19 protein-coding genes are annotated in these 25,152 nt (G+C 66.4%); 12 read left to right on the top strand and 7 right to left on the bottom strand.

Annotated elements, in window-relative coordinates:
- Positions 1 to 247 precede the first annotated feature (247 nt).
- The 4 genes from QW845_RS16750 (at position 248) to rpoD (ending at position 6,231) form a co-directional block, all read left to right on the top strand.
- Positions 248 to 1,072, top strand: a complete 825-nt coding sequence (locus QW845_RS16750; protein ID WP_315802657.1) for a transglutaminase family protein — start codon at positions 248 to 250, stop codon at positions 1,070 to 1,072.
- A gap of 37 nt (positions 1,073 to 1,109) precedes the next feature.
- Positions 1,110 to 1,520: a gamma-glutamylcyclotransferase family protein gene (locus QW845_RS16755; protein WP_315802658.1), complete on the top strand. Its 411-nt coding sequence runs from the start codon at positions 1,110 to 1,112 to the stop codon at positions 1,518 to 1,520.
- Between the two features lie 167 nt (positions 1,521 to 1,687).
- On the top strand, positions 1,688 to 3,694 hold the full coding sequence (gene dnaG / locus QW845_RS16760; protein ID WP_315802659.1) for a DNA primase: 2,007 nt from the start codon (positions 1,688 to 1,690) through the stop codon (positions 3,692 to 3,694).
- Between the two features lie 428 nt (positions 3,695 to 4,122).
- Positions 4,123 to 6,231: an RNA polymerase sigma factor RpoD gene (gene rpoD, locus QW845_RS16765; RefSeq protein WP_315802660.1), complete on the top strand. Its 2,109-nt coding sequence runs from the start codon at positions 4,123 to 4,125 to the stop codon at positions 6,229 to 6,231.
- Between the two features lie 121 nt (positions 6,232 to 6,352).
- On the opposite strand, the gene QW845_RS34145 is transcribed toward rpoD, so the two are convergent.
- Positions 6,353 to 6,643 (bottom strand): DUF6881 domain-containing protein, encoded by a 291-nt coding sequence (locus tag QW845_RS34145; protein WP_409997933.1) that lies wholly within the window; start codon positions 6,641 to 6,643, stop codon positions 6,353 to 6,355.
- Positions 6,644 to 6,783: 140 nt separating this feature from the next.
- Here QW845_RS34145 and QW845_RS16770 point away from each other — a divergent pair, with 140 nt between their 5' ends.
- Together QW845_RS16770 and QW845_RS16775 are read left to right on the top strand one after the other, a co-directional pair.
- Complete coding sequence (locus tag QW845_RS16770) at positions 6,784 to 6,906, top strand: hypothetical protein (protein WP_315802661.1); 123 nt, start codon at positions 6,784 to 6,786, stop codon at positions 6,904 to 6,906.
- A 41-nt stretch (positions 6,907 to 6,947) separates the two neighbouring features.
- On the top strand, positions 6,948 to 9,134 hold the full coding sequence (locus QW845_RS16775; protein ID WP_315802662.1) for a tetratricopeptide repeat protein: 2,187 nt from the start codon (positions 6,948 to 6,950) through the stop codon (positions 9,132 to 9,134).
- A gap of 272 nt (positions 9,135 to 9,406) precedes the next feature.
- Here the strand turns inward: QW845_RS16775 and QW845_RS16780 are convergent, their stop codons facing one another.
- Positions 9,407 to 9,643, bottom strand: a complete 237-nt coding sequence (locus tag QW845_RS16780; RefSeq protein ID WP_315802663.1) for a hypothetical protein — start codon at positions 9,641 to 9,643, stop codon at positions 9,407 to 9,409.
- Between the two features lie 207 nt (positions 9,644 to 9,850).
- Between QW845_RS16780 and QW845_RS16785 the strand changes: the two genes are divergently transcribed.
- On the top strand, positions 9,851 to 10,225 hold the full coding sequence (locus QW845_RS16785) for a thiol-disulfide oxidoreductase DCC family protein (protein ID WP_315802867.1): 375 nt from the start codon (positions 9,851 to 9,853) through the stop codon (positions 10,223 to 10,225).
- 98 nt (positions 10,226 to 10,323) lie between these two features.
- On the opposite strand, the gene QW845_RS16790 is transcribed toward QW845_RS16785, so the two are convergent.
- The 3 genes from QW845_RS16790 to QW845_RS16800 form a co-directional block, all read right to left on the bottom strand.
- Positions 10,324 to 10,644 carry a hypothetical protein gene (locus QW845_RS16790; protein WP_315802664.1) on the bottom strand — a complete coding sequence of 107 codons (321 nt, stop codon included), beginning with the start codon at positions 10,642 to 10,644 and terminating at the stop codon, positions 10,324 to 10,326.
- Positions 10,645 to 10,800: 156 nt separating this feature from the next.
- Positions 10,801 to 11,316 carry a hypothetical protein gene (locus QW845_RS16795; RefSeq protein ID WP_315802665.1) on the bottom strand — a complete coding sequence of 172 codons (516 nt, stop codon included), beginning with the start codon at positions 11,314 to 11,316 and terminating at the stop codon, positions 10,801 to 10,803.
- A gap of 83 nt (positions 11,317 to 11,399) precedes the next feature.
- Entirely contained in the window at positions 11,400 to 12,344 is a 945-nt protein-coding gene (locus tag QW845_RS16800) for an OmpA family protein (protein ID WP_315802868.1), read from the bottom strand.
- A 278-nt stretch (positions 12,345 to 12,622) separates the two neighbouring features.
- On the opposite strand from QW845_RS16800, the gene QW845_RS16805 reads away from it, so the two are divergent.
- From QW845_RS16805 to QW845_RS16825, 5 genes are all read left to right on the top strand, one after another.
- Positions 12,623 to 13,429, top strand: coding sequence for a lytic murein transglycosylase (locus QW845_RS16805; protein ID WP_315802666.1), 807 nt, complete (start codon positions 12,623 to 12,625; stop codon positions 13,427 to 13,429).
- Positions 13,430 to 13,504: 75 nt separating this feature from the next.
- Positions 13,505 to 17,158 (top strand): trifunctional transcriptional regulator/proline dehydrogenase/L-glutamate gamma-semialdehyde dehydrogenase, encoded by a 3,654-nt coding sequence (gene putA, locus QW845_RS16810; RefSeq protein WP_315802667.1) that lies wholly within the window; start codon positions 13,505 to 13,507, stop codon positions 17,156 to 17,158.
- 120 nt (positions 17,159 to 17,278) lie between these two features.
- Positions 17,279 to 18,526, top strand: a complete 1,248-nt coding sequence (locus QW845_RS16815) for an amidohydrolase family protein (RefSeq protein WP_315802668.1) — start codon at positions 17,279 to 17,281, stop codon at positions 18,524 to 18,526.
- Positions 18,527 to 19,558: 1,032 nt separating this feature from the next.
- A complete protein-coding gene (locus QW845_RS16820; protein ID WP_315802669.1) occupies positions 19,559 to 20,248 on the top strand; it encodes a hypothetical protein in 690 nt (229 codons plus the stop codon).
- A gap of 172 nt (positions 20,249 to 20,420) precedes the next feature.
- Positions 20,421 to 20,702, top strand: a complete 282-nt coding sequence (locus QW845_RS16825) for a hypothetical protein (protein WP_315802670.1) — start codon at positions 20,421 to 20,423, stop codon at positions 20,700 to 20,702.
- A 171-nt stretch (positions 20,703 to 20,873) separates the two neighbouring features.
- On the opposite strand, the gene QW845_RS16830 is transcribed toward QW845_RS16825, so the two are convergent.
- Both QW845_RS16830 and QW845_RS16835 read right to left on the bottom strand, forming a co-directional pair.
- Positions 20,874 to 24,026 carry an efflux RND transporter permease subunit gene (locus tag QW845_RS16830; RefSeq protein ID WP_315802671.1) on the bottom strand — a complete coding sequence of 1,051 codons (3,153 nt, stop codon included), beginning with the start codon at positions 24,024 to 24,026 and terminating at the stop codon, positions 20,874 to 20,876.
- The gene (locus QW845_RS16835) at positions 24,019 to 25,026 is read right to left on the bottom strand and encodes an efflux RND transporter periplasmic adaptor subunit (protein ID WP_315802672.1); all 1,008 of its coding nucleotides are present in this window, start codon (positions 25,024 to 25,026) and stop codon (positions 24,019 to 24,021) included. Before QW845_RS16835 ends, QW845_RS16830 begins: the two co-directional genes overlap by 8 nt.
- Positions 25,027 to 25,152 lie beyond the last annotated feature (126 nt).

A 25,152-nucleotide genomic window follows, 5' to 3' on the forward strand; every position in this document is an offset into this window, starting at 1 on the left:
CACGTTCGTTGCTCATTCAGGCGGCATGACGATCTGCAATTGAGCAGGGGCCAATCTGGATCGGATCGCCGAAAACCGCGATGATGATTCGATGACGATGCCGATCCCGCGAGGCGATCACAAGGCCTGATATGGCCGGACCCGATCGGTTCTGTGGGTGGCGTTCGCGTCAGGCCGTCAGCGCCGCCGAGCCGCGTGCTGAGACCATCGAACACGCCGAGAGCCGCGCGTGCGGAAGAGGGGACTGATGGAGATCAAGGTCGGGTTCGAGATCGCCTACGCCGCGCCCGCGGCGACGCCGATGGTGATCATGCTGTCGATCCATCCCTCGCGCCGCCAGGACATCGTTGGCGCCGAGACCATCGTCGCCGAGCCGGGCGTGCCGATCAGCTTCTACCGCGACAGCTTCGACAACATCTGCGGCCGCCTGGTGGCGCCGAGCGGCGGTGTCACCTTCCACGGCAGCGCCATCGTGCGTGATACGGGCTTGCCCGATCTCGTCGAGCCCGCCGCGCAGCAACTGCCGATCGACCAGCTGCCGGACGATCTGCTGCTGTATCTGATGCCGAGTCGCTATTGCGAGACCGACAAGCTGACCGACGTCGCCTGGTCGCTGTTCGGCAGCGTGCCGGCGGGCTGGGCGCGCGTGCAGGCGATCTGCGACTTCGTCCACGATCATGTCAGCTTCGGCTATGAGCATGCGCATCACATGAAGTCGGCACACGACGTCTATCAGCAGCGCACCGGCGTCTGCCGCGACTTCGCGCATCTGGCGCTGACCCTGTGCCGCTGCATGGGCATCCCGGCGCGCTATTGCACCGGCTACATGGGCGACATCGGCATTCCGCCGGAGCCCTATCCGATGGATTTCTCAGGCTGGTTTCAGGCCTATCTCTCGGGCGAGTGGTACACGTTCGACGCCCGCCACAACGTGCCGCGCATCGGCCGCATCCTGATGGCCACGGGGCGCGATGCCGCCGACGTCGCACTGTCGACCTCGTTCGGCCGGATGACGCTGACCAAATTCCACGTCGTCAGCGACGAGATCGTGGCGGCCCGCGGCGTGGCGTGAAGCTGGCCTCGCCGCGCGAGGCCGGCTATGCAGGGCGATGACCTCCGACACGACATCCGATCTCCTGTTCGTCTACGGCACCTTGATGCGTGGCTTCGACCATCCGATGGCGCGGTTGCTGTCGGCCAACGCCGATTTCGTCGCCGAGGCCAGTTGCCGCGGCCGGCTGTACCGGATCCAGCATTATCCCGGCCTCGTGCTCTCGGATGACGCCGTGGATGCCGTCCATGGCGAGCTGTTCCGGCTGCGCCAGCCCGAGCCCATGCTGCGCGAGTTCGACATGTACGAGGCCTGTGGCGAGGGCTTCGCGCAGCCGACCGAGTACCTGCGTCAGCGCCTCAGCGTCACGCTGGCCGACGGCTCGGCCCGCGAGGCCTGGACCTATGTCTACAACTGGCCGGTCGACGAGGCCGCCCGCATCGCCTCGGGGCGCTTTCTGGCGCCTTGATCCCCTCTCTCCTCCCGTCATTCCGCGGCGCGCCCTGCGGTCGCCCCGGAATGACTGAAGGAGAGAGCAGGGCCTGTGAATAGCCCGGACAAGGGCGAGGAAGTTCACATTTCGTACACGGGTGCCTATATGCGTAAGTCCATCAACACAGGACCACCGCCTCACCCATGGCTCGCTTCACGCCGGAATTTCTCGATGAGCTGCGCGCCCGGCTTCCGGTCTCGGACGTCGTCGGCAAGCGCGTGAAGCTCAAGAAGGCGGGGCGGGAGTGGAAGGGGCTGTCGCCGTTCCAGCAGGAGAAGACGCCGTCCTTCTACGTCAACGACCAGAAGGGTTTTTATCACGACTTCTCCTCCGGCAAGCATGGCAACATCTTCGACTTCGTGATGGAGACTGAGGGCTGCTCGTTCCCTGAGGCGGTCGAGCGGCTGGCGGGGATCGCCGGCCTGGCCTTGCCCGCGGTGACGCCCGACGCGGCGCGCCAGGAGCGGCAGCGCAAGACGCTGTATGACGTGATGGAGCTGGCGGCGAAGTTCTTTTCTGACACGCTGGCGTCCCGTCATGGCGCGCGCGCCCGTGGCTATCTTGCCGATCGCGCGATCCTGCCGCAGACGCAGCTCCAATTCCGGCTTGGCTACGCGCCGCCGGATCGGTTCGGCTTGAAGGAATATCTTGGCGCCCAGGGCGTGCCGGTGGCCGACATGGTCGAGGCGGGATTGCTGGTCGGCGGCGACGACATTCCCGTGCCGTACGACCGCTTCCGCGACCGCGTGATGTTTCCGATCACCGATCTCCGTGGACGCGTCATCGCCTTCGGCGGCCGCGCGCTGCAGAAGGACGTGCCGGCGAAATACCTGAACTCGCCGGAGACGCCGCTCTTCCACAAGGGCGACAACCTCTACAACCTGCCGAGCGCTCGTCAGGCCGCGCATAACGGCGCGCCGATGATCGTGGTCGAGGGCTATGTCGACGTCATCGCGCTGGTGGCGGCCGGCTTTGCCGGCGCCGTGGCGCCGCTCGGCACCGCACTGACCGAGAGCCAGCTTTCGTTGATCTGGAAGATGGTGGACGAACCGATCCTCTGCTTCGACGGCGACCGCGCCGGCCAGAAGGCAGCCTATCGTGCCGCGGACCTTGCTTTGCCGCATCTCAAGCCCGGCAAGAGTCTCCGCTTCGCGCTGCTGCCGGAGGGACAGGATCCCGACGATCTCGTCCGCTCCGGCGGCCGCGGCGCGGTCGAGGAGGTGCTCAAGGTCGCAAAACCTCTCGCCGAGGTGATCTGGTCGCGCGAGATCGAGGGCGGCAGCTTCAACACCCCGGAGCGCCGCGCCGCGCTGGAGGCGCGGATCGGTCAGCTCACCGGCGGCATCGCCGACGAGGTGGTACGGCGCTACTACAAGCAGGATCTCAGCGACCGGCTGTACCGGGCGTTCGCGCCGGACGGTGGCCGGGGCTTTGGCCGCGGCTACGGTGCCGAATCAGGACGGCGGTTTGGCCCCCGCAGTCCCGGTTCCGGACAGCCGGGGCGGTTATCCACAGGGGGCGGCCGCCGCGGCGGCGCGCCATCCACAGGATCCGCGATGGCCCGCGGACCCTACCAGGCGGCGAGCCCCCAGCTCGCCATGAGCCCGATCATGCGCGGCCAGCGCTCGGCGATCTCGCGCCGGGAGGCGCTGATCCTGCAGTGCCTGATCAACCACCCCTGGATCCTGCACGACCACCTCGAGGAGGTCGCAGCCCTCGAACTGGCCCATCCCGAGGCGCACAAGCTCCGCGCCGCCATCATCGCGGCCTTCGCCCACGACCACCACCATTCGCCGGACCCGGACGAGCAGGCCGAGAAGATGCGGGCCGACCTGGAGAAGTCAGGCTTTTCCGAGCTTCTTCAACGGGTTGAGCGAGCGATCACGACCGCTGCGGTGTGGGCGGCGAAGCCCGGCGCGGCGCGCGATGACGTTCTTGCGACCTGGCACCAGCTCGTTGCCTTGCATCGGCAATGGCACTCCTTACTTAGGGAATTGAAGGATGCCGAGCTTGCCTTGGGCGAGGAGCCGAGCGAGCCGAACATGGGCTGGTTGAGGGACGTGAAGGCCAGGATGGCCGAGATGGACGGCACCGAAGCGCTGATCGAAGGCTTCGGGGAACTGTCCGGTCGTACCAACCGCAACGTGTAGACCGGATGCCCGGCGCCCTGTCGCGAACTGAGCACATTTCGACCCGGTCCGCTTGCGCGGTCTCGGGTCCGCGCGAAAAGACTCGCCAAATCCATGGTTTGGCTGCAAAAACAGGGTTAATCGAAGTTTAAGAGGTCCGGGGCATTTTCTGCAGCAGATGGGTTGGTTTCGCTGTCGGACACCGCGCCTGCATGTCGGGCGCCGGATTCGATTGCAAAACCGGTATCGCTTTTGCAAGAAACGCGCGCCGGTCCGAAAACGGGACGACACCAGCGTAGGACGACACGAGCGACGGACTTCAGGGGGTGGCGACGTTGAATGTGCGCCGCCCTTTCCGCGTCGAGAACAGTTTGAGTAGAGCAGGCGGGCGCCGCGATGCCAAGGGCGAAGATGCCACGGGCGGAGCGGGCGCGTTTCGGGAGCAATGAATGGCCACGAAGGCAAAGACGCTGCAGGTGAAGGACAAGGAAAAGGACGACAAGGCCGCGGACGCTCCTGAGAAGGACGCCGCCGATGCGCCTTCGCCGTTGCTCGACCTGTCGGACGCCGCCGTCAAGAAGATGATCAAGCAGGCCAAGAAGCGCGGCTTCGTGACCTTTGATCAGCTCAACGAGGTCCTGCCTTCCGACACCACCTCGCCGGAACAGATCGAAGACATCATGTCGATGCTATCAGACATGGGCATCAACGTGACCGAGGCCGAGGAGGCCGACGAGTCCGACGAGAAGGACGACGGCGAGGACGAGACCGACAACGAGCTCGTCGAGATCACCCAGAAGGCCGTCACCGAGGTCAAGAAGTCGGAGCCCGGCGAGCGCACCGATGATCCCGTGCGCATGTATCTGCGCGAGATGGGCACCGTCGAGCTCTTGTCGCGCGAGGGCGAAATCGCGATCGCCAAGCGCATCGAGGCCGGCCGCGAGGCGATGATCGCAGGGCTCTGCGAAAGCCCGCTGACCTTCCAGGCCATCATCATCTGGCGCGACGAGCTCAACGAAGGCAAGATCTTCCTTCGCGACATCATCGATCTCGAAGCCACTTATGCCGGCCCGGAAGCCAAGGGCGGCATGAATCCGCAGATCGCCGCGCCCGTGAATGGCGAGGGCGCTCCGGCCGAGGGCGGCGACGTCCAGGCCGCGGTCGCGCCGCCGGCCGCGCCGCAGCAGCCGACCCCGTTCCGTGCCGCGCCGAACGGCGCGCCCGCCGAGGAGAAGGATCCCGGCGAGGCGGCGGCCGAAGCCGACATGGACGACGACGAGTTCGAGAACCAGATGTCGCTCGCCGCCATCGAGGCCGAGCTGAAGCCGAAGGTGGTCGAGACCTTCGACAAGATCGCGTCCGAGTACAAGAAGCTGCGACGCCTGCAGGAGCAGGACATCGCCAACCAGCTCCAGAGCGAGTCGCTGTCGCCGTCGCAGGAGCGCAAGTACAAGAAGCTCAAGGACGAGATCATCGTCGAGGTGAAGTCGCTGCGCCTCAACCAGGCCCGTATCGACAGCCTCGTCGAGCAGCTCTACGACATCAACAAGAAGCTGGTCTCGTTCGAGAGCCGGCTGATGCGCTTGGCCGACTCCCACGGCGTCGCGCGCGAAGACTTCCTGCGCAACTACCAGGGCTCCGAGCTCGATCCGCGCTGGCTCAACCGCGTCTCCAAGCTCTCCGCCAAAGGCTGGAAGAACTTCGTCCATTACGAGAAGGACCGCATCAAGGATCTGCGCCAGGAGGTGCAGGCCATGGCCGCGCTCACCGGTCTCGAGATCGGCGAATTCCGCAAGATCGTGCATTCGGTGCAGAAGGGCGAGCGCGAGGCCCGTCAGGCCAAGAAGGAGATGGTGGAAGCCAACCTCCGTCTCGTGATCTCGATCGCCAAGAAGTACACCAACCGCGGCCTGCAGTTCCTCGACCTGATCCAGGAAGGCAACATCGGCCTGATGAAGGCGGTCGACAAGTTCGAGTACCGCCGCGGCTACAAGTTCTCGACCTACGCCACCTGGTGGATCCGGCAGGCGATCACCCGCTCGATCGCCGACCAGGCCCGCACCATCCGCATCCCCGTGCACATGATCGAGACGATCAACAAGATCGTCCGCACCTCGCGCCAGATGCTGAACGAGATCGGCCGCGAGCCGACCCCGGAGGAGCTCGCCGAGAAGCTCGGCATGCCCCTGGAGAAGGTGCGCAAGGTCCTCAAGATCGCCAAGGAGCCGCTCTCGCTTGAAACCCCCGTCGGCGACGAGGAGGATAGCCACCTCGGCGACTTCATCGAGGACAAGAACGCCATCCTGCCGATCGACGCCGCCATCCAGTCGAACCTGCGCGAAACCACCACCCGCGTGCTCGCCTCGCTCACCCCCCGCGAAGAGCGCGTGCTGCGCATGCGCTTCGGCATCGGCATGAACACCGACCATACGCTGGAAGAGGTCGGCCAGCAGTTCTCGGTGACGAGAGAGCGTATCCGCCAGATCGAGGCCAAGGCGCTGCGTAAGTTGAAGCATCCGTCGAGGTCAAGGAAGCTGCGGTCGTTCCTGGACAACTAATCACTGCATCAGTCGTCATTGCCGGGCTTGACCCGGCAATCCATCAAGGGACAACGGCGGACCGAGAGGTTCGCCGTTTTAGTTTGTGATCCATGTAAGCCAGGCAATTTGTCGACGTGACCTAACGCGCACGCCTGGCGCTCCAACGGCGCTCGAACTCTTCCTTCGAAATCTCTTCCGCCACGAATTGAGGATCCTGCCCGATCTCGTCGATGGGAGGAACAGCTATCTTCCCGAGCCGCGTCCGATCTGTCGCCTCGGTCGCGGTTGCGAAGCCGATGCTGCCGTCCCGAAAGATCTCCAGCTTTCGCGTCTCGAAGCGCTCGCCGTCGAGTTCGCTCCAGCGTTTTGCAAACCCTGGCGGCGACAGTGATGCGTAGGGTGGGCAAAGGCACGTGCACGGTGTCGAGATTGGCGACGGTGTCGTGCGCCGTGCCTACCGCGGCAGGCGGCCAATTGTGGGCACGCGCCGCCTTCGGCGGCGCTTCGCCCACCGTACGCATTAAGTTGGTACTCTGACGGCGATGGACGTGACGCGCTGCGGAAGGACCAATGACGGCATTCACCCAGCAAATTCCCGCAGAAAACATGGTTAATGAATTGTTTACGCTTGTCATCGAAGGTTCGGCGGGCGACCGAATGACGCCTGCATTCCGGCACTCTGCCCCGTCGTGACAGAACTTGGCGATGGCGGCTGATCCCTGGACGTTTTCAGCATGCAGCCAGCCTTGCGGAAAGGCGATGAGATCGCCGACCTGTTCGCCCGGGCGAGTGCGTTTCACCGCTCCGGCGATCTGGCCAAGGCTCAGGCCGGCTACAAGAAAATCCTCAAGAAGCGGCCGAACCATTTCGGCGCGCTCTATATGTTTGGACTGTCCGAGCACCAGAGCAACAATTCAGAGGCGGCGGAGCGCCTTCTGAAGCGGGCGGTGCTGGCAGACCCGCAAAACGTTGCGGCGAGATATGCGCGGGCCGTCGTCCTGTCCGCGCTCCAGCGCGACGACGAAGCGCTGACCTGCTTCGACGATCTCCTGGCCTTGAAACCGGATTTCTTCGAGGCGCAGCTGGAACGCGGCAAGCTGTTGTCGCGCCTCCAGCGCTTCGCGGAGGCGGTCGTCAGTTTCGACAACGCCCTCCGGATCAATCCGCACCACCTCGACGTGTTGATGAACAAGGGCGAAGCGCTGCACTATCTCGGCCGGTTCGCCGATGCGATCGCATGCTACGACCAGCTTCTCGCGGCGAAACCCACGCATCTGGCCGCCATCATCAATCGAGGCTGCGCGTTCAAGGATCTGCGTCGATCCGATGAGGCGATCGCCGAATTCAACCGGGCGCTGGCCCTTGCGCCCGACGACACCACGGCGCGGATCAATCGCGGCGAGACGTTCCTCCAGCTCAAGCGTAACGACGACGCGCTCGCTGATTTCGACCGGGTGATCGCGCTCGATCCGCAATTCACCCTGGGCTGGCTCGGCCGCGCCAACGTCCTGATGCTCAACAAGCGGGTGAGCGAGGCGCTGGAGGCCTGCCAGCGCGCCGTTACGATCGAGCCGAACTCCGCGAAAGCGCTGAGCCAGATCGGTCAATGTCATGCGCTGATGGGCGATGCAGAGGCGGCTGTCGCACTTTTCGATCGGGCGCTCGCGATCGACCCGGCCGACGAAGTCGCACTGGCGAACCGCATCTTCTCGTTGGATTTCTGCGATGTCGGCTATGCGGAGCACCAGGCCGTCCGATCGGAGTGGTGGCGCCGGATCGGATCCAGGATCGCAGAGAGGCATCCGCCTGATCATACCAATGATCTTGACCCTCACCGACGGATCGTCGTGGGATATGTGTCGGGCGACTTCAAGGAGCATTCCGCCGCCCGCACGATCCGGCCCGTGCTGCAGAACCACGACAAATCGCAGGTCGGGGTGATCTGCTATTCGAACTCACCGGTCCAGGACGAGATCACCGAGACGTTCCGGGCGGCTGCTGATCGATGGCACGACGTGATGCAATGGTCCGACGATCAGCTCACGGATTGCATCCGGTCCGACCGGGTCGACATTCTCGTCGACCTGTCCGGACACTCCCGCGGCAATCGGCTGGCCACCTTCGCGCGCAAGCCGGCCCCCATCCAGGTCACCGCCTGGGGCCACGCGACCGGCACCGGTCTGGCGACGATGGACTACCTGTTCGGCGATCCCGTCATGGCGCCGCTCGAGGTGCGTCACCTGTTCACGGAGCAGGTCTATGATCTGCCGTGCCTGATCATCATCGAGCCGCCGCCGGCGGGGCTGCGCAGCCTCGAGGCGCCCGTGACGTCCAACGGCCATGTGACCTATGGCGCGTTTACCAGGGCGAACCGATTATCGAGCGCCGTCCTCGACGTCTGGGCCCGCATCCTGCGCGCCGACGTCAGTGCCCGGTTGCTGGTCAAGGATTATCTGCTCGGCGATGCTGCGATTCAGGCCAGGCTGCTGGCCGACTTCGCCGCGCGCGGCATCGCGCCGGATCGCATCGGCCTGATCGGACCGACCTCCCGCGACGAGCATCTCGCCGCCCACCGGCTCATCGACATCTGGCTCGATCCATTTCCCAATGGCGGCGGCGTCTCCGCCTGGGAAGCCCTGCACATGGGCGTGCCGGTCGTGTCGAAGCTCGGCAACGGGATGTGCAGCCGGGCCGGCGGCGCGATCCTGACGGCGATCGGCATGGCCGACTGGGTCGCGACGAACGATGATCAGTATGTGGACATCGCGTTGCGGTCGACGCCGGACCGGCTCAGGATGATACGTCACCAGCTTCCCGACCTCATCGCCGCACGTTGTGGTCCGGCCATCTACACCAGGGCCGTCGAAGCGGCCTATCGCACGATGTGGCAGACCTATTGCGGCGGGCGGCAGAGCTCATAAGGAACAGTCATCGAGGGCGCTGCATCGTGCGGCGATGGGGGAGGCTGCAGGAAGGTTTGGAAGGTGGCGTCGAGGTGCCGGGGGCCGTGACATATTTCAGCGGCAGAAGCGTACGGCTCGGCGACGTCTCGCGGGGCGATGTTACCGTCGTAGGCCCCGCGATGGCGGCGCCGTCGAAACGATGACGAGTTCGCTCGACGCGCCTCGAACATCCCGCAAGGTGCGCGTCGCCGGCCGCCAGGGCTTCGACGCCTTGTGGCAGCGCGGCTGAGCTACTTCTTCTTCGCGCCGACCCGCTCCAGCGACTTGATCGCCAGCGGCGGGCGGCCGGACTTTTCGGCGATCTCGCGGTCCTGCTCCATGATGAAGCCGCGGGCCGGCTCGTCGCCGTCGAGGCCGCCGAGCAGCTCGGCCGGCACCCGCCGGTTGGAGCGCTGCGAGCCGTCCTCATAGGTGACGTTGAAGAAGGCGAATTCGCCTTTGGGATTGGTGCCGGGTTTCTTTGCCATGATCGGCGGTCTACGGCGGCGGGGCCGGTCCGGTCAATGCAGGAAAATGCTTATCCGCTGTCCGAATTTGACGTTTCCGTCATATGATTTTCGTGGAATCGGAGGAGTGGCCAGGCACGGCCGCGGCCTCTCGAAAACTCCTCGAATTTGCCGGATGACAATGCGTTCATCGCGGCCCCGAACCCGCGGCGAATTCCCGACATGTCGATGCCCCAACTCACCGTCTGGTACAACACGCGCTGCCCGGTCTGCGACGCCGGCATCGACTGGCAGCGCAACAAGCTGCTGGCGCTGGTCAGGTCGGGGCGGGTCGCGTTCAGGGACATCAATGAAGAGCCGGAGGCGCTCGCCGCATTCGGCGCCGATGTCGACGCCGTCCGCCGCCGCCTGCACGCGACCGACGAGGAGGGGCAGTTGATCACCGGCGCCGACGTCGCGCTCTTGCTGTGGGCGCTGACGCCCGGCGAGGGCTGGCTCGCCAAGCTGTTCGGCAACCGTCTGGTGCGGCCACTGACGCGGTTCGGCTACGACCGGTTCGCCGATGTGCTGTTCGCCTGGAACAGGCGGAAGGGGCACTGGTGAGGGCGGACGGACGCTTGCCATGTCGCCACAACGGCGGTGCGCTCCCCTCCCCCTTGCGGGGAGGGGAGCGCACCTCCATTGCGGCAGAGATTTCAAGCTTATCGCCTCCGCGCCTTCACCCGCGCATGCACCCGTGTGCCGCCGCGCGGCTCGTCGTCATCATCGCCGCGGCCGAGGGCCATGATGGCGGTGCCCATCGCGGTCGAGCCGAAGGTGACGAAGAACGAGCCGAGCAGCAGGCCGATGGCGACGCCGGGCGAGCGATCGGAGAAGATCAGGTGGCGCAGGCCGAAAGGGTCGAGCGCCAGCAGGCCGCCGACCAGCACCACGGCCATGCCGAGGCCGAGCGCGAGGTTGATCGCGAGCAGGCGGAACAGGGGGATCTGAAGCAGTCTGCGTCGTCGCTGGCCTGGCGGCATCGGCGATCTCCCGCGGATCGTGAACGACCTCGACATGGTAGCACCGGCCGCAATGGGCTCAAGGCCGAAGCCGTCCGGCAGGGACATGGCTGACGCGCCATCGCGGCGCGCCGCTTCGGGACGATGGCGCGCCGGGCAGGCCGCGCGCCGATGACCTCACGCCGCCTCGCCCTCGGCGATGCCATGCTGCTTGGCGATCACGCTCTGCCAGACGCTGGCGATCGCGCGCTGGGTCTCCGGCGCGATCAGGCAATGGCCCTCGGGATCGAAGCCGCAGAACCGCACGGACGGATCGTGCCTCGTCTCGATCAGCGCCTTGTTGATCATGTCCAGCGAGGCCATCACCTGGCCGATGTTCTGCAGCCGCGTATGATGCAGGATGTCGATCAGGCGGAACATCATCACCGGCGGCTGGCCGAGTGCGATGCCCGGGCGGCCGAACTCGAAGAACACGTTCACGGCCGGCAGCACGCCCTGGATCTGCGCCAGGATCTTGGCCGCATCGTCGGCCGAGCAGGCCACGAGGTGCGCGCCCGGCTCCGGCAGGGCGGGCGGTGCCGAGGGGGCCTCCGGCCCGAGCCCGAGCCCCGACAGCACCTGGTGCTCGATCCAGCGCCGCACTTCCGGTGGCGCCGAGCGAATCTGGTCGGCGGTCAACGTAATTCCGATCATGGCGTCGTCTCCAGTTTGGCCGCGGAGCTTAGGGAGCCACGATGGCACTGTCTTGACGAGGATCAAGCGGGTTGCGCGCCGTCTCAGGGCGCCACCAGCTCGACGCGCCGGTTGAGCGCGCGGCCCGCATCGGTCGCGTTGCTGCCGACCGGAGCGAGCAGGCCGACGCCCGCGGTGCGCAGCCGCGCCGGCGCGATGCGATAGCTGCGCGAAAGCTCGGCGGCGACCGCCTCGGCGCGCCGCCGTGACAGATCGAGATTGTAGTCGTAGCTGCCTTGGTTGTCGGTATGGCCGACGATGAAGACGCTGAGCTGCGGCTGGCCGGCGAGCAGCTGCGCGATCTGCTCCAGCGTCGGCCGGCTCTCCGGCTTCATCGTCGCCTTGTCGGTATCGAAATAGATGCCGTAGAGCGCGATGTGGCCCTTGTCGCCGAGGCCCTTCGCCATCTCGGCGGCGCTCACCATCTTGTTCTCCATCGCGCCGAGCTCGGCGATGGTGAGCTGGGCGTAGATCTGCTGGTTGTTCTGGCTGACCAGCACGCTGGCATAGGTCTCGCGTCCGCCTGCCGCCTTGCGGCCGGCAAAATAGCGGTAATCGAACCCGTCGACCCACATCTGAGGCACAGGCAGCAGGTCGATCGCCTCGGTGAACGGGATGGCGCCGCAGGCATCGGTGTCGCAGGCGAGGAGCGTCTCGAAGCCGGCCTTGGCGAGCTGGTTCTCGAAATTGCGTGACACTTCAAGGATCGAGGGACCGGGCGCGGTGCGATAGGCGATTCTGACGATGCGGCCTTCCGGGCGCCGCTCGTCGGTCGCCTTGCCGTCCTTGAACGGCGCCGCCTGCATGCGCGCCGCATCGAAATCCTTGGCGACATAGCCGGTGATCACGCTGCCGGCGAAACGTCCGATGCCGGGATAATCCCTGGCTCCCGCGATGTCGCCGGGCTGGGCGGCAGCAGGCGCCAGCGTGTGACAGAGCAGAGCCGCGAACAGCGCGAGCTGCGTCAGTGCGCCGAGTCGGAACGTCATTCTCATGGGGAACCTCTCCAGGCAAAGGGCAGGCAAAGCGGGCTAACGCGTGTGGCGTGCAGAGGGCGCTCGATCAGCGCGCGCAAGGAATGCGACCGCGACGAAGACGCGCCTTGCATATGTGGCGGGGAGGCCGCGTTGCGTTCAAAGGAGGCGAAGACGCAATGCAGATCGGGGGCGATCCCTGCCGGCTGGCCTGCCGCCGACAAATCGGGCATGGTGACGGCGCTTGGCGCCGCCTGTCCTCATCACGCTCTCATGCAGGGACCTTTCTTCTCATGCTCGTTGTCCGATCCCTCGTAGTTGTTGCGATCCTCTCATTTGCCTCTCCAGCCCTGGCCGCGCGCTGCGGCGGCGACTTCAATACCTTCATCACGAGCTTCTCGGCGGAGGCGCAGGGCGCTGGCGTCTCGGGCGGCACGATCAGCCAGGCGCTGTCGGGCGTGACGCTAGATCCGGCCGTGCTCGCCTTCGACCGCCGCCAGCGCTACACCTTCAACAAGAGCTTCGAGCAGTACGTCTCGACCCGCGTCGGCGCGGGCCGCATCAATGGCGGCCGCGCCATGCTGCAGCGGCACGCGGCACTGCTGTCGCGGATCGAGCAGCAATATGGCGTGCCCCGACAGATCCTGGTCGCGATCTGGGGGCTGGAGACCGATTTCGGCAAGGGCGACATGGGCAAGCTGCCGGTGATCCGCACGCTCGCCACGCTGGCGCATGATTGTCGCCGCACCGAGCTGTTCCAGGGCGAGCTGCTGGCGGCGCTGAAGATCGTCCAGCGCGGCGATCTCACCTTGCGCGACCTCGTCGGCGCCTTCGCCGGCGAGATCGGCCAGACCCAGTTCCTGCCGTCGTCCTACATCAAATACGGCGTCGACTTCGACGGCGACGGCCGCGTCGACCTGCGCCACTCCACCGCCGACGTGCTGGCCTCGACCGCCAACCTGCTGCACAGCAACGGCTTCAAGATGGGCGCGCCCTATGACGAGGGCTCGGCGAATTTCGAGGCGATGCGCGAGTGGAACAGGGCGGTGATCTACCGCAAGACCATCGGCTACTACGCCGATCAGCTGATCGGGCGGTAGCGCGATCCGTCGCTCGCGGCCTGCGCTCAGGCCGCGGGCATGGCGAGTGACGGGGACCGATTGAGGAGACGTGTCATGTCGCAGCCGCCGCCACGACCGTTCGCCGCGTTCGATGCCCACCTCCAGCGCCAGAGCGGGCTGCGCGCCGCGATCACCTCGGCCTATCGCCGCGCCGAGCCGGACTGCATCGCGCCGCTGCTCGATCTCGCCGCGCTCCCGGAGGCGTCGTCGGCGCGGGCCGCCGGTCTGGCGCGGGATCTCGTCCTGCGTCTGCGCGGCAAGGCGCAATCCGGCGGCGTCGAGGGACTGATCCAGGAATATTCGCTGTCGAGCCAGGAGGGCGTAGCGCTGATGTGCCTGGCCGAGGCGCTGCTGCGGATCCCGGACACAGCGACGCGCGATGCGCTGATCCGCGACAAGATCGCGACCGGCGATTGGCGCGCCCATATCGGGCACAGCCCGTCGCTGCTGGTGAACGCCGCGACCTGGGGCCTCATCGTCACCGGCACGCTGACGGCCGCCGCGAGCGAGGACAGCCTGGCGTCGGCATTGACGCGGCTCATTGCCCGCGGCGGCGAGCCGATCATCCGCAGGGGCGTGACGCTCGCCATGCGCCTGCTGGGCGAGCAGTTCGTGGCAGGGCAAACCATCGATGAGGCGCTGTCGAACGGCCGGCGGTGGGAGGCGCAGGGCTTCCGCTATTCCTACGATATGCTGGGCGAGGCGGCGACGACGGCGGGCGACGCCGCGCGCTATTTCGCCGCCTATGAGATGGCGATCCACGCGATCGGGAGGCATGCGGCCGGCGCCGGCATCTACGACGGGCCAGGCATCTCGATCAAGCTCTCGGCGCTGCATCCGCGTTACCTCAGCATCAAGCGCGACCGCGTCATGAACGAGCTGCTGCCGCGGCTGAAGCGACTGGTGCTGCTGGCGCGGGGATACGACATCGGCCTCAACATCGACGCCGAGGAAGCCGATCGTCTGGATTTGTCGCTCGATCTGCTCGAGGCGCTCTGCATCGATCCGGACCTCGCCAGCTGGAACGGCATCGGCTTCGTCATCCAGGCCTATCAGAAGCGCTGCGCCTTTGTGGTTGATTGGCTCATCGACCTCGCGCGGCGCACGCAGTGCCGGCTGATGGTGCGCCTCGTCAAGGGCGCCTATTGGGACAGCGAGATCAAGCGCGCGCAGGTCGATGGTCTCCAGGACTTTCCGGTCTTCACGCGCAAGCCCCATACCGATGTGTCGTACCTCGCCTGCGCCCGCAAACTGCTGGCCGCGCCCGACGCCGTGTTCCCGCAGTTCGCGACGCATAATGCGCGCACGCTGGCATCGATCGTGGAGATGGCCGGTCCCAATTACGAGCGCGGCCAGTATGAATTCCAGTGCCTGCACGGCATGGGCGAGCCGCTCTACGAGGAGGTTGTCGGACCCGCACGGCTCGGACGCCCGTGCCGCATCTACGCGCCGGTCGGCTCGCATGAGACGCTGCTGGCCTACCTCGTGCGCCGGCTGCTGGAGAACGGCGCCAACACCTCCTTCGTCAATCGCATCGCCGATCCCGCCGTGTCCGTCGACGATCTGATTGCGGACCCCGTCGCCATCGTTCGCGCGTCGGAACGCACCGGTGCCCCGCACGACAAGATCAGGCGTCCGCCCGCGCTGTTCGGCCCGGGCCGCGTGAACTCGGCCGGATTCGACCTTTCCGATCAGCGCGCGCTGGCGCGTCTCGGCGAAGGCCTGGTCACGAGCGCGGGCCTCGATTGGAAGGCTGTGCCGACCGGAGCGACGGGCAGCGAAGGTGCGCGCCTCATTCGCAATCCCGCCGATCGCCGTGACGTCGTCGGCGCGGCCAGGGATGCCGCGCCTGCCGAGATCGAGGCGGCGCTGTCGCGCGCGGCGAACGCCGCGCCGGCCTGGGCCGCGACCAGCCCGCGCGTGCGCGCCGCATGCCTGCGTGCTGCGGCCGAAACGATGGAGGCGCGTCGCCTCGTCCTCATCGGCTTGATCGTCCGCGAGGCCGGCAAGACCTTTGCGAACGCGGTCGGCGAGGTGCGCGAAGCCGTCGATTTCCTGCGCTATTATGCGAGCGAGATCGAAGCTCTCGCCGAGGGCGAGATGCCCAAGCCGCTTGGTCCCGTAGTCTGCATCAGCCCGTGGAATTTTCCGCTCGCGATCTTCACCGGCCAGGTCGCGGCCGCACTCGCGGCCGGCAATCCGGTGCTGGCGAAACCTGCCGAGGAGACGCCGCTGATCGCCGCCGAGGCCGTCCGCATCATCCATGAGGCCGGCGTTCCAGCGGATGTCCTGCAATTTCTGCCGGGCGACGGCCGCGTCGGTGCCGCGCTGGTCGGCGATCACAGCGTGCAGGGCGTGATGTTCACGGGATCGACCGACGTCGCGCGGCTGATCCAGAAACAGCTTGCCGAGCGCCTCACCGTCTATGGACAGCCCGTGCCGCTGATCGCCGAGACGGGCGGCCAGAACGCGATGATCGTGGATTCCTCGGCGCTCGCCGAGCAGGTTGTCAGCGATGTCATCGCTTCCGCCTTCGACTCGGCTGGCCAGCGCTGTTCGGCGCTGCGCATCCTCTGCCTGCAGGCGGACGTCGCCGACCGCATCCTGTCGATGCTGCGCGGCGCGCTGCGCGAGCTTGAACTCGGCAATCCCGCGTCGTTGTCGGTCGATGTCGGCCCGGTCATCAGCGGCGAGGCCCGCGACACGCTCGATGCGCATGTCGCCACGATGCAGGCGCGCGGCCATGCCGTGGAGCGGCTGCCGCTGCCACCGCAGGCGGCGCACGGCACGTTCGTCGCGCCGACCATCATCGAAATCAGCAACATCTTCGATGTCGAGCGCGAGGTGTTCGGCCCCGTCCTCCACGTCCTGCGCTACCGTCGCGAGCAGCTCGCTGACCTCGTCGACGCGATCAACCTGACCGGCTATGGCCTGACCTTCGGTATCCATTCGCGCATCACGGAGACGATTGCCCGCGCCTCGAGCCACAGCGCGGCCGGCAACATCTACGTCAACCGCAACGTGATCGGCGCGGTGGTCGGCGTGCAGCCGTTCGGCGGCTCCGGCCTGTCGGGGACCGGGCCGAAGGCCGGCGGTCCGCTGTATCTGCGCCGGCTGTTCGCGATGCCGCCGCGCCAGCGGCTCATGGCGTCGCAGTCTGACGCGGTCTTGCGCTCTTACCTCGACGGGTTGCGCGCCAGCGGACACGCCGAGGCGGCGCTGGCGTGCGAGGCGCATGGGCCCCAGGTGCTGGCCGGCTTCGAGATCGAGCTGCCCGGACCCGTCGGCGAGCAGAACATCTATCGCATCACCGCGCGCGGCGCAGTCGCGGCGCTGGCGCGAAGCGAGCAGGCGCTGCTGATCCAGATCGGCGTCATTCTGATGACCGGCAACGACGCGTTCGTCGAACGCGCGAATCCCGCTGCTGCCGTGTTGGGACCGCTCACCAGCCGGCTGCGCGGCCGCCTGCGGATCGTCGACAGCTGGCGGGCTCTCGGCGATCTGCAGGCCGTGCTTGCCGACGGCGAGGCGGATGAATTGATCGCGCTCGGCCGCGACCTCGCCACGCGCCCCGGACCGATCGTCCCGCTCGTCACGCCGCGCGCCAGCGACGGCTGCTACGATCTCGACCGGCTGGTCACCGAGGTCAGTCTCTCCACCAACACCGCGGCCGCCGGCGGCAATGCCAGCCTGATGTCGATCGGCTGAGAAGACAGGTATTCCGTCCCGGGCTGGCTCGACGCCGCAGGACAGGATAGGGGAGAACACCGTCATCGCCGGCCCGCTCCGCCCGCTGACGCACGCTTCGCTCCGATCGAGGACACCTTGATGTCGACCATCCTGTTCAAGAATGCCGCTCTGCTCGACCCGCTGCAGCCGGAGCTGCGCGAAGGCCATCACGTGCTGGTCGAGGACCATGTGATCAAGGAGGTGTCTGACAAGCCGCTGCAGACCAGCGTCGACCAGACCATCGATCTCCAAGGCAAGACGCTGATGCCGGGGCTGATCGACCTGCACGTCCATGCGATCGCGGTCGAGCTCAATCTGGCCCAGCAGGTGCAGATGCCGAACGTGCTGGTGACCCTGCGCTCGGCGCTGCTGCTCAAGGGCATGCTGCGGCGGGGCTTTACGACGGTGCGTGACGCCGGCGGCGCCGGCTATCCGCTGAAGCAGGCCGTCGACACCGGCCTCACCGAGGGCCCGCGGCTGTTCGTCTCCGGCCGTGCGCTCAGCCAGACCGGCGGCCATGGCGACATGCGGGCGCGGACGGATTTCCTCTCCGACAACGCGCCCTGTCCGTGCTGCGTGCGCGTCGGCGCGCTGGCCCGCGTGGCCGACGGCGTCGATGCCGTGCGCAAGGCGGTGCGCGAGGAGCTGCAGATGGGCGCCGACCAGATCAAGATCATGGCGTCCGGCGGCGTGGCCTCGCCGACCGATCCCGTCGGCGCGTTCGGCTATTCGGAGGACGAGATCCGCGCCATCGTCGCCGAGGCCCGCGCGCGGCAGACCTACGTCCTGGCGCATGCCTACACGGCGGAAGCGATCGCCCGCGCCGTCCACTGCGGTGTGCGCACCATCGAGCACGGCAATCTCGTCGACCTTCCGACGGCGCGGCTGATGGCGGAGAAGGGTGTCTATGTCATCCCGACGCTCGTCACCTATGAGGCGCTCGCCAATGAAGGCGCGCAATATGGCCTGCCGCCGGAGAGCGTCGCCAAGATCGCGGATGTGCGCGATGCCGGCCTGCGCTCGCTCGGCATCTATCGCGACGCCGGCGTCAAGATGGGCTTCGGCAGCGATCTCCTGGGGCCGTCCCAGCGGCTGCAGAGCGATGAATTCCGGATCCGCGCCGAGATCCTCGGTGCCCGCGAGGTCATCGCCAGCGCGACCGTGATCGGCGCCGAGGTGCTGGGCATGCAGGGCAGGCTCGGCTGCATCGCGCCCGGGGCCTTTGCCGACCTGCTCGTGGTCGAGGGCAATCCGCTGCGCGACGTCTCGTGCCTGCTCGGCCAGGGCGATCACATTCCGCTGGTGATGAAGGCCGGCAAGGTGCACATCGACCGGCTGAACGCCTGAGGCAGTTCGGCGCCGAAATCTACCCGGCCAATGGTCGACAATCCCAGCGTTTGCGCGCGCTGTCATGCGGGACGTCCATCGTCTCTCCGCCGCCTCGACGCTGCGGGCGCCGACATCTGCGATGAGTGCTTCTTGGAACGCAGTCATTCGCCCTCGCGGCGCTCCGTGCGTCCGAGTTGTGCGGGTCGTTTCGCCCTCATCGACGAAGAGGGCGCAGGGAATGCCGGGAGCTGGCCGCCCCCATGGCCCGCCTGCGAAAAAAATGCAGGCGGCAGGTACCACAGGTTCAGCCGAGACATCCCGGCATTCCCCGCGCGATGGTTGGGCGGCTTATACGTCCTCTCCCCGGGGACCGGCTGTCTTGCCCCCGTCACGAACGGATCATCGTCACCGTCCGCTTGGCCTCAGCACCGGGAGGCCAGGACCCTACGATTTCGCCGGCGCATCGGGCTCGTTCGTCCGCACGATTGCTCGCGCTGCGATCCAATGCACCCACCGCATCCCGCACCCACGTCTCGTGACGATCGCGAAGCGCCCCTCATGGCGGGACGGGATGCGCATAGTCAATCATGATTTTCTGAAAAACGAAAGTGGAATATTTTTCGTGGGAGGACTGGACAAGGATGATGTGCTTGAGGCGGTGAGTAAAATCAGATCTTGGGCGCATCGCATCAGAGGTTGACTTGTCGGTCGTGCGCGCCTGGCTTCGAGCTCGCACGAGTCTCGAGAAGCATATCCGCCCAAGCCCAGCCGGCCGACGTCTTTGGCGGCGGCCGGAAGGTCCGAGAAGGGCGAGTAACGGAAATGACAGGGAGGGCCGATGTCGGGGAGTGCAAAAAGGAGAAAAGCCATGGGTCCGGCAACCAAGCGGCCCAAGCCGCGTGCCGACACACGGCGCGGCTCCTCTAGCTGCCGCCTCCGAGTCGCCTTTTGAGCCTTTTTAGTGCCAGCCTAGTTTGATCGAATAGCGCAATAGCGCCAGCCACCAAAGCGCTTAATATCTCCCCGAGATATAGCTAGTGGGGAGTTCTTATGTGGCCATTTTCGGAAATGTCGCTCTCAACTGCCTCCTTCATTGGCACAATTGCCAACTGGGGGTTGCTTATTAGTCTTCTTGGTGGAGTGCTCTCTACGTTCGTGATCGTGAAGGCCACGGACGTGAAAGAAGAGCACTGGGCCGAGGACAGGCGGCGCTCTGACGAGCGCATCGCGGAGGTGGAAAGCCAGTCTGAACAGTTGCGAAAAGATACCGCGTTGGCCACCGCTCGCGCGGCCGAAGCCGAGCTGAAGCTCGCTGAATTCCGGAGAGGCAGAACAGTCGGGCCATCTGAGGCCGATAAGATTGTAGCTGCGCTAGAGCCGTTCGCTGGAGTAAAGTTTGATATTGGCCACGCTCCAACAGGACGTGAACAATGGGATTTCCTTTGGTTGCTTGAACCTGTGTTTCCGAAGGCAGGTTGGGTTTTTGTGGACTGGGACGGCCCGCAGAAATTCTCAAAACTCAACTGGACCATGACGTGGCATTTCTACGGCGTGGCCAACGTTTTAAATGTATCTATCGAATTGACGCCAGAGCATCGCAGCGAATTATTGCCGGCAGCCACAGCACTAGCCAAGGTGCTGAATGACATCGGTATTGTTGCACAAGTGGAAGCCGCTCCTATTAGCGGGGCGAGCGCCAACGCAGATGCCATCCATATCCTAGTGGGCGAAAAGAGATAGTGCGGAATTGCTCAACGCCTTCGAGTGTTACTCGCATGCACTCGCCGCAGGCAAGAGCTAAAGGAACTCCCCGCCACGTTCCACTAGAAATCGTACTCGCGCCGAGATCGCCCGGATCGACAGGCGCGGCCATTACACTTAAACTTTGGCACACCTTATCGAGGAGGCATCCATGCCGAAAGAGCAAAAGACGCTCGCCGAACTCGACGACATCGTTCACAAGCACATCGAGCGAAACCATCGCGGGCCGCTAGGCGGAGCGCAATTCTTGAAGATCGTACCGGTCGAGGGTAACCCCGACCGCACCTGGCGCATCGCCCACGGCGGCCAGGCTGGCGGATTCGGCGTGGCCCTCGACGAGGCCGAGGCAGAGCTCGTCAAGCTCTACGATCTAGTCCGTCATACCGCCGGTGGGTATCAGACCCAAGTAACAAATCAGCCGGATCGGTACTAACGTCCGAGAAAGGCTGAATGCGGACGCCGGTCATTCGGTCGCGAAGGTCTGCAGTTGACCAGTGGCAAGCTCGTCAGCACGGGTCGGAAGTTAATCTCCTTCATCCGGCCCGCACGGTGAAGCGTCGAGCAGCCATGTGCGGCGAACGTCGCGGACGTCTCACGCCCACGATCAGCTCGCCGTGACATCTCCGTGGGCGTGCACGCCGCGCGCGAACCGTCCGAAGCGCAGCGCCAGGGTCGGCAGCACCAGCAGGTTGAGGGCCATCGAGGTCAGGAGTCCGCCCAGGATGACAACGGCCATCGGTCCCTCGATCTCGCGGCCCGGCTCGCCGGCGCCGAGCGCGAGCGGCAGCAGGCCGAGGCCGGTCACCAGCGAGGTCATCAGGATCGGCACCAGGCGGTCGGCGGCGCCGGCGATCGCGGTCTCCAGAGTCCAGGCGCGGCCCTCGACGACGACCAGATGCTCGTAATGCGAGATCATCAGGATCGAGTTGCGCAGCGCGATCCCGAACAGCGTCACGAAGCCCACCATCGAGCCCAGCGACAGCACGCCCCCGGTCAGCGCGACGGCGATGACACCGCCGACGAAGGCGAACGGGAGGTTGATCAGCACCAGCACCAGGTTGCGCCAGTGCCCGGTGACGAAGGACAGCAGTAGCACGATGCCGATCGTCGCCAGCAGCGAGTTCACCAAGAGGTCGCGGCGCGACTTGGCCTGCGCTTCGGCCGCGCCGGTGAACTCGACATGCGCGCCCGGCGGCAGCTTGACCTCCTTGGCGATCTTCCGCTTGGCCGCGGCCACGAAAGATTCGAGATCACGCCCCGCGACGTTGGCGGTCACGGTCTGGACGCGCTGCCCATTGCGATGAAGCACGACGTAGCGCCCCGCGGTGCCGTAGACGTCCGCGACCTGCTTCAGGAGGATGTAGGCGCCGCTCGGCGTCCGGATCGGCATGTTGCCGATCTCGGTCGGGCGTGCCGTCGCATCGGGGTCGAGCTTGACGATGACGTTGAAGACGACGTTGCCTTCATAGGCCTGGCCGACCACGTCGCCCTGATAGGCGGTGCGGATCAGCTCCAGCACCTCCACCGCGTCCAGGCCCCAGGATTGCAGATCGGTCGGGCGCAGGGTCACGTTGACCTGCGGCATGCCCGGCGGCGACTGCTGCTGGATGTCGATCGCGCCCCGGACCTCGCCGAGCTCGCGCGCGATGTCGCGCGCCGCGCGCTCGAGATCGTCGAGATCGGGGCCGAACACGTTGATGACCACGGCGGCGTTGAAGCCGGACAGCGTCTCCTCGATGCGCTCGGTCAAATAGGTCTTGATCGACAGGTTGATGCCGGCGAAGTTGGCGAGCGCGGCGCGGATGCGCTGCTGCGCCAGCTCCTGCTGGTCGCCTGACAGCCCCGGCTTCAGGTCGACCTCGATCTCGCTCGAATGCGTGCCCGCGGTATCGACGCCGGCCTCGGCGCGGCCCGCATGCTGCGCCACGCTGCGGACCTCCGGCACGCCCTTCAGCGCCTCTGCGATCAGCGAGCCCAGCCGCAGCGATTCGTCGAGCGAGGTCCCCGGCAGCGTCGAGACGTGGAGGATCAGGTGGCCTTCCTTCAGGTCGGGCAGGAAGGTGCCGCCGAAGAACGGCACCAGGCTTGCGCCGCCGGCGGTCACCAGCAGGGCCGCCAGCATGACCGACTTGGGAAACCGGCCGAGCCGCCGCAACAGCGTCTCGTAGGAGCCGCGCGACCAGCGCACCAGCGGCGGCTCGCGTTGCTCTCGCGGCTTGCGACCGGCCAGCAGCAGCATCGACAGCGCCGGTGTGACCGTCAGCGCGACGATCAGCGAGGCCACCACCGCGAGGATGTAGGCGATGCCGAGCGGCCCGAACAGCCGGCCCGCGAGACCCGGCAGCGCAAGGATCGGCACGAACACCAGCAGCACGGCGAAGGTCGCATAGGCGACCGCGCTGCGTACCTCGAGCATGGCGTCATAGACGATTCGCGCTTCGCTGCGCGGCGACGGCAGGCCTCGGTTCTCACGCAGCCGGCGCACCACGTTCTCGACGCCGATCACGGCATCGTCGACGACCTCGCCGATCGCGATGGCGAGGCCGCCGAGCGTCATCGTGTCGAGGCTCTGTCCCATCCATTGCAGGGCCAGCACGGCCGAGAGCAGCGACAGCGGGATCGCGGTGCAACTGATGACGGAGGTGCGCCAATCATAGAGGAACAGGAACAGCACGATGATGACCAGGGCGCCGCCGATCAGCAGGGCGAACAGTACGTTCTCCGTCGCCGCATCGATGAAGGTCGCCGGACGAAACAGATCGGCGTGCAGCTTGACCTTCTCGCTGTCGAGCGCCGGCCGCAGATCCCGCAGCGCGGCCTCGACGCGCGCCGCGACGTTGCGCGTGTTGGCGCCGAATTGCTGGCTGATCATCATCATGATGCCGGGCTGGCCGTTGATCAGCGCGCCGCCGATCGGTGGCTCCGGCGCGTTCACGACCGTCGCGACGTCGCCGAGCACCACGCTGGCGCCGCCCTGGTGCAGCAGGACCGTACGCGCCAACTGCTCGGGTGTGAGCGACTGGCCCTGCGTCTGCAGGATGACCCGCTGGTTGGCGGTGTCGACGAAGCCGGCGCCGCGCACGCCGGTGGCCTTGCGCGCTGCGGCGACGACGTCGTTCATGCCGACGCCGAAGCGGACCAGGTCGTCGGATCGCACCTGCACCTGCAGCGACCGGATGTCCCGGCCATAGGTCGTGACCTGCGCGACGCCCGCGACCGCCAGCAGCCGCCGGCTCACGGTCCAATCGGCGATCGTGCGCAGATCCATCAGCGAGCGCTGCTCGGAGGTCAGCCCGATCGCCAGCACGGTGCCGGCCGCCGGCACCAGCGGCGTCATCGACGGCGCCCGCACGCCCTGTGGCAGGCTGCCGGCAACGACCGCGAGCCGCTCGGTCACCAATTGCCGCGCCCGGAAGACCTCGGTGCCGGGCTGGAAAATGACCGAAATGACGGACAGGCCCTGGATCGACGACGACCTCATGCTCTCGACGCCGGCGAGACCGTTGATCGCGGTCTCGATCGGCTGCGTGACCAGCACCTCGACCTGTTCCGGACTGAGACCTGGCGCCTCGGTCTGGATCGAAACCTGTGGCGGCGCGAATTCGGGAAAGACCGCGTAGTTGGCGCTGCCCAGCGACAAGATGCCATAGCCGAGAATGGTGCAGGCCAGCGCCAGCACGATGCCGCGGAAGCGGATGGCAAACGAGATCAGCGCCGCCTGGGGGCCGGCCGCGGCGCCGCGAGCGCCGTCAATCATCGTCGCCGCCGCCGCGCAACTCGCTCCTGGCCTCCTCCGACAACAGCACCTGCGCGCCGCGCAGGACGATCTCGGAGCCCGACGGAATGTCCTGAACGACATAGTCGTCGTCCGACACCGGCTGATCGGTGCGGATCGGATGGCGCTTGAAGACCTCGGGGCCGGCGCGCAGATAGACCCACGAGCGGCCCTGCCATTGCACGATCGCGGTGTCCTCGACGAAGACGCCGTCGAACGACTTGCCCGAGGGCACGTAGGCGGTGGTGTTCATCCCCGGCAGCAGCCCGCTGTCGCCGGCGGCGACGAAGTAGTAGCTCACGCCCTGGATGCGCGGATCCGTTCGCGGCGCAGCCGACAGATAGCGCAGATCGATGTTGACGCTGCGGGTCGGCGCCTGCGCCAGCGCGGCGCGCGGCGGCTCGGCCAGGGTCACGCCGGGCGGCAGCGTGACCTGCACCAGCAGCTGCTCGCGTTCGATCAGCTGGACTACCTGCGGCGAGCGCTCGATGATGCCCTGTCCGATGACCGCGCCCCATTCCTGCCGCGCCGTCGCCATCAAGGTCTTCACTTGCGATTCCGCGGCAGCCAGGGTCGCTTTATCGGTCCGGAACGTGCCTTCCGCCGCCTCGGCGTCCTTGCGCGGCATCGCCGCCGACTGCACGAGGTCGCGGGCGCGCTCGAATGCGAGCCTTGCGACGTCGAGCTTCGCTTGCGCCGTCTGCAGCTGCGCCTGGGCGTTGGCGTAGTTGTTGGTCAGGTCGGTCAGCCTGGCGACGTCCAGCACCGTGCCGTAGGCGCGAAACTGCTCGGGATGGGATTCCGCCGCCAGGACGGCGGTCTGGAGCCCGATCTGCTTTTGTTGCGTTGCGGAAAGCTTGACCGACGCAGGTTCGCGCTCGGCCGGACCGGCAGTCTGCGCCTGCGCGCGCGACGGCAGCGAAACCAGCGTGAACAGCACGGCGCCGCATGCGGCCGCAGCCCTCGTCCGTTGCCTCACCATGCAGTCCCGGCCCCATCGATCGGGAAACGTCTGGACGACGTCGATGTCATTGCAACAACAGCTACTTCAGCTTCGAGGGTGTTTCAAGCAGCGTCGGCTGCAGAGCCATCGCATGGGATCCGGCGA

The organism is Bradyrhizobium sp. SZCCHNS3002 (assembly GCF_032377435.1).
Lineage (GTDB): Bacteria > Pseudomonadota > Alphaproteobacteria > Rhizobiales > Xanthobacteraceae > Bradyrhizobium.

What these genes read in the sequence shown, in the direction of transcription:
- QW845_RS16750 (WP_315802657.1), top strand. Translation starts at nt 248, where the DNA reads ATGGAGATCAAGGTCGGGTTCGAGATCGCCTACGCCGCGCCCGCGGCG.
- QW845_RS16755 (WP_315802658.1), top strand. Translation starts at nt 1,110, where the DNA reads ATGACCTCCGACACGACATCCGATCTCCTGTTCGTCTACGGCACCTTG.
- dnaG (WP_315802659.1), top strand. Translation starts at nt 1,688, where the DNA reads ATGGCTCGCTTCACGCCGGAATTTCTCGATGAGCTGCGCGCCCGGCTT.
- rpoD (WP_315802660.1), top strand. Translation starts at nt 4,123, where the DNA reads ATGGCCACGAAGGCAAAGACGCTGCAGGTGAAGGACAAGGAAAAGGAC.
- QW845_RS16770 (WP_315802661.1), top strand. Translation starts at nt 6,784, where the DNA reads ATGACGGCATTCACCCAGCAAATTCCCGCAGAAAACATGGTTAATGAA.
- QW845_RS16775 (WP_315802662.1), top strand. Translation starts at nt 6,948, where the DNA reads ATGCAGCCAGCCTTGCGGAAAGGCGATGAGATCGCCGACCTGTTCGCC.
- QW845_RS16780 (WP_315802663.1), bottom strand. Translation starts at nt 9,643, where the DNA reads ATGGCAAAGAAACCCGGCACCAATCCCAAAGGCGAATTCGCCTTCTTC.
- QW845_RS16785 (WP_315802867.1), top strand. Translation starts at nt 9,851, where the DNA reads ATGCCCCAACTCACCGTCTGGTACAACACGCGCTGCCCGGTCTGCGAC.
- QW845_RS16790 (WP_315802664.1), bottom strand. Translation starts at nt 10,644, where the DNA reads ATGCCGCCAGGCCAGCGACGACGCAGACTGCTTCAGATCCCCCTGTTC.
- QW845_RS16795 (WP_315802665.1), bottom strand. Translation starts at nt 11,316, where the DNA reads ATGATCGGAATTACGTTGACCGCCGACCAGATTCGCTCGGCGCCACCG.
- QW845_RS16800 (WP_315802868.1), bottom strand. Translation starts at nt 12,344, where the DNA reads ATGACGTTCCGACTCGGCGCACTGACGCAGCTCGCGCTGTTCGCGGCT.
- QW845_RS16805 (WP_315802666.1), top strand. Translation starts at nt 12,623, where the DNA reads ATGCTCGTTGTCCGATCCCTCGTAGTTGTTGCGATCCTCTCATTTGCC.
- putA (WP_315802667.1), top strand. Translation starts at nt 13,505, where the DNA reads ATGTCGCAGCCGCCGCCACGACCGTTCGCCGCGTTCGATGCCCACCTC.
- QW845_RS16815 (WP_315802668.1), top strand. Translation starts at nt 17,279, where the DNA reads ATGTCGACCATCCTGTTCAAGAATGCCGCTCTGCTCGACCCGCTGCAG.
- QW845_RS16820 (WP_315802669.1), top strand. Translation starts at nt 19,559, where the DNA reads ATGTGGCCATTTTCGGAAATGTCGCTCTCAACTGCCTCCTTCATTGGC.
- QW845_RS16825 (WP_315802670.1), top strand. Translation starts at nt 20,421, where the DNA reads ATGCCGAAAGAGCAAAAGACGCTCGCCGAACTCGACGACATCGTTCAC.
- QW845_RS16830 (WP_315802671.1), bottom strand. Translation starts at nt 24,026, where the DNA reads ATGATTGACGGCGCTCGCGGCGCCGCGGCCGGCCCCCAGGCGGCGCTG.
- QW845_RS16835 (WP_315802672.1), bottom strand. Translation starts at nt 25,026, where the DNA reads ATGGTGAGGCAACGGACGAGGGCTGCGGCCGCATGCGGCGCCGTGCTG.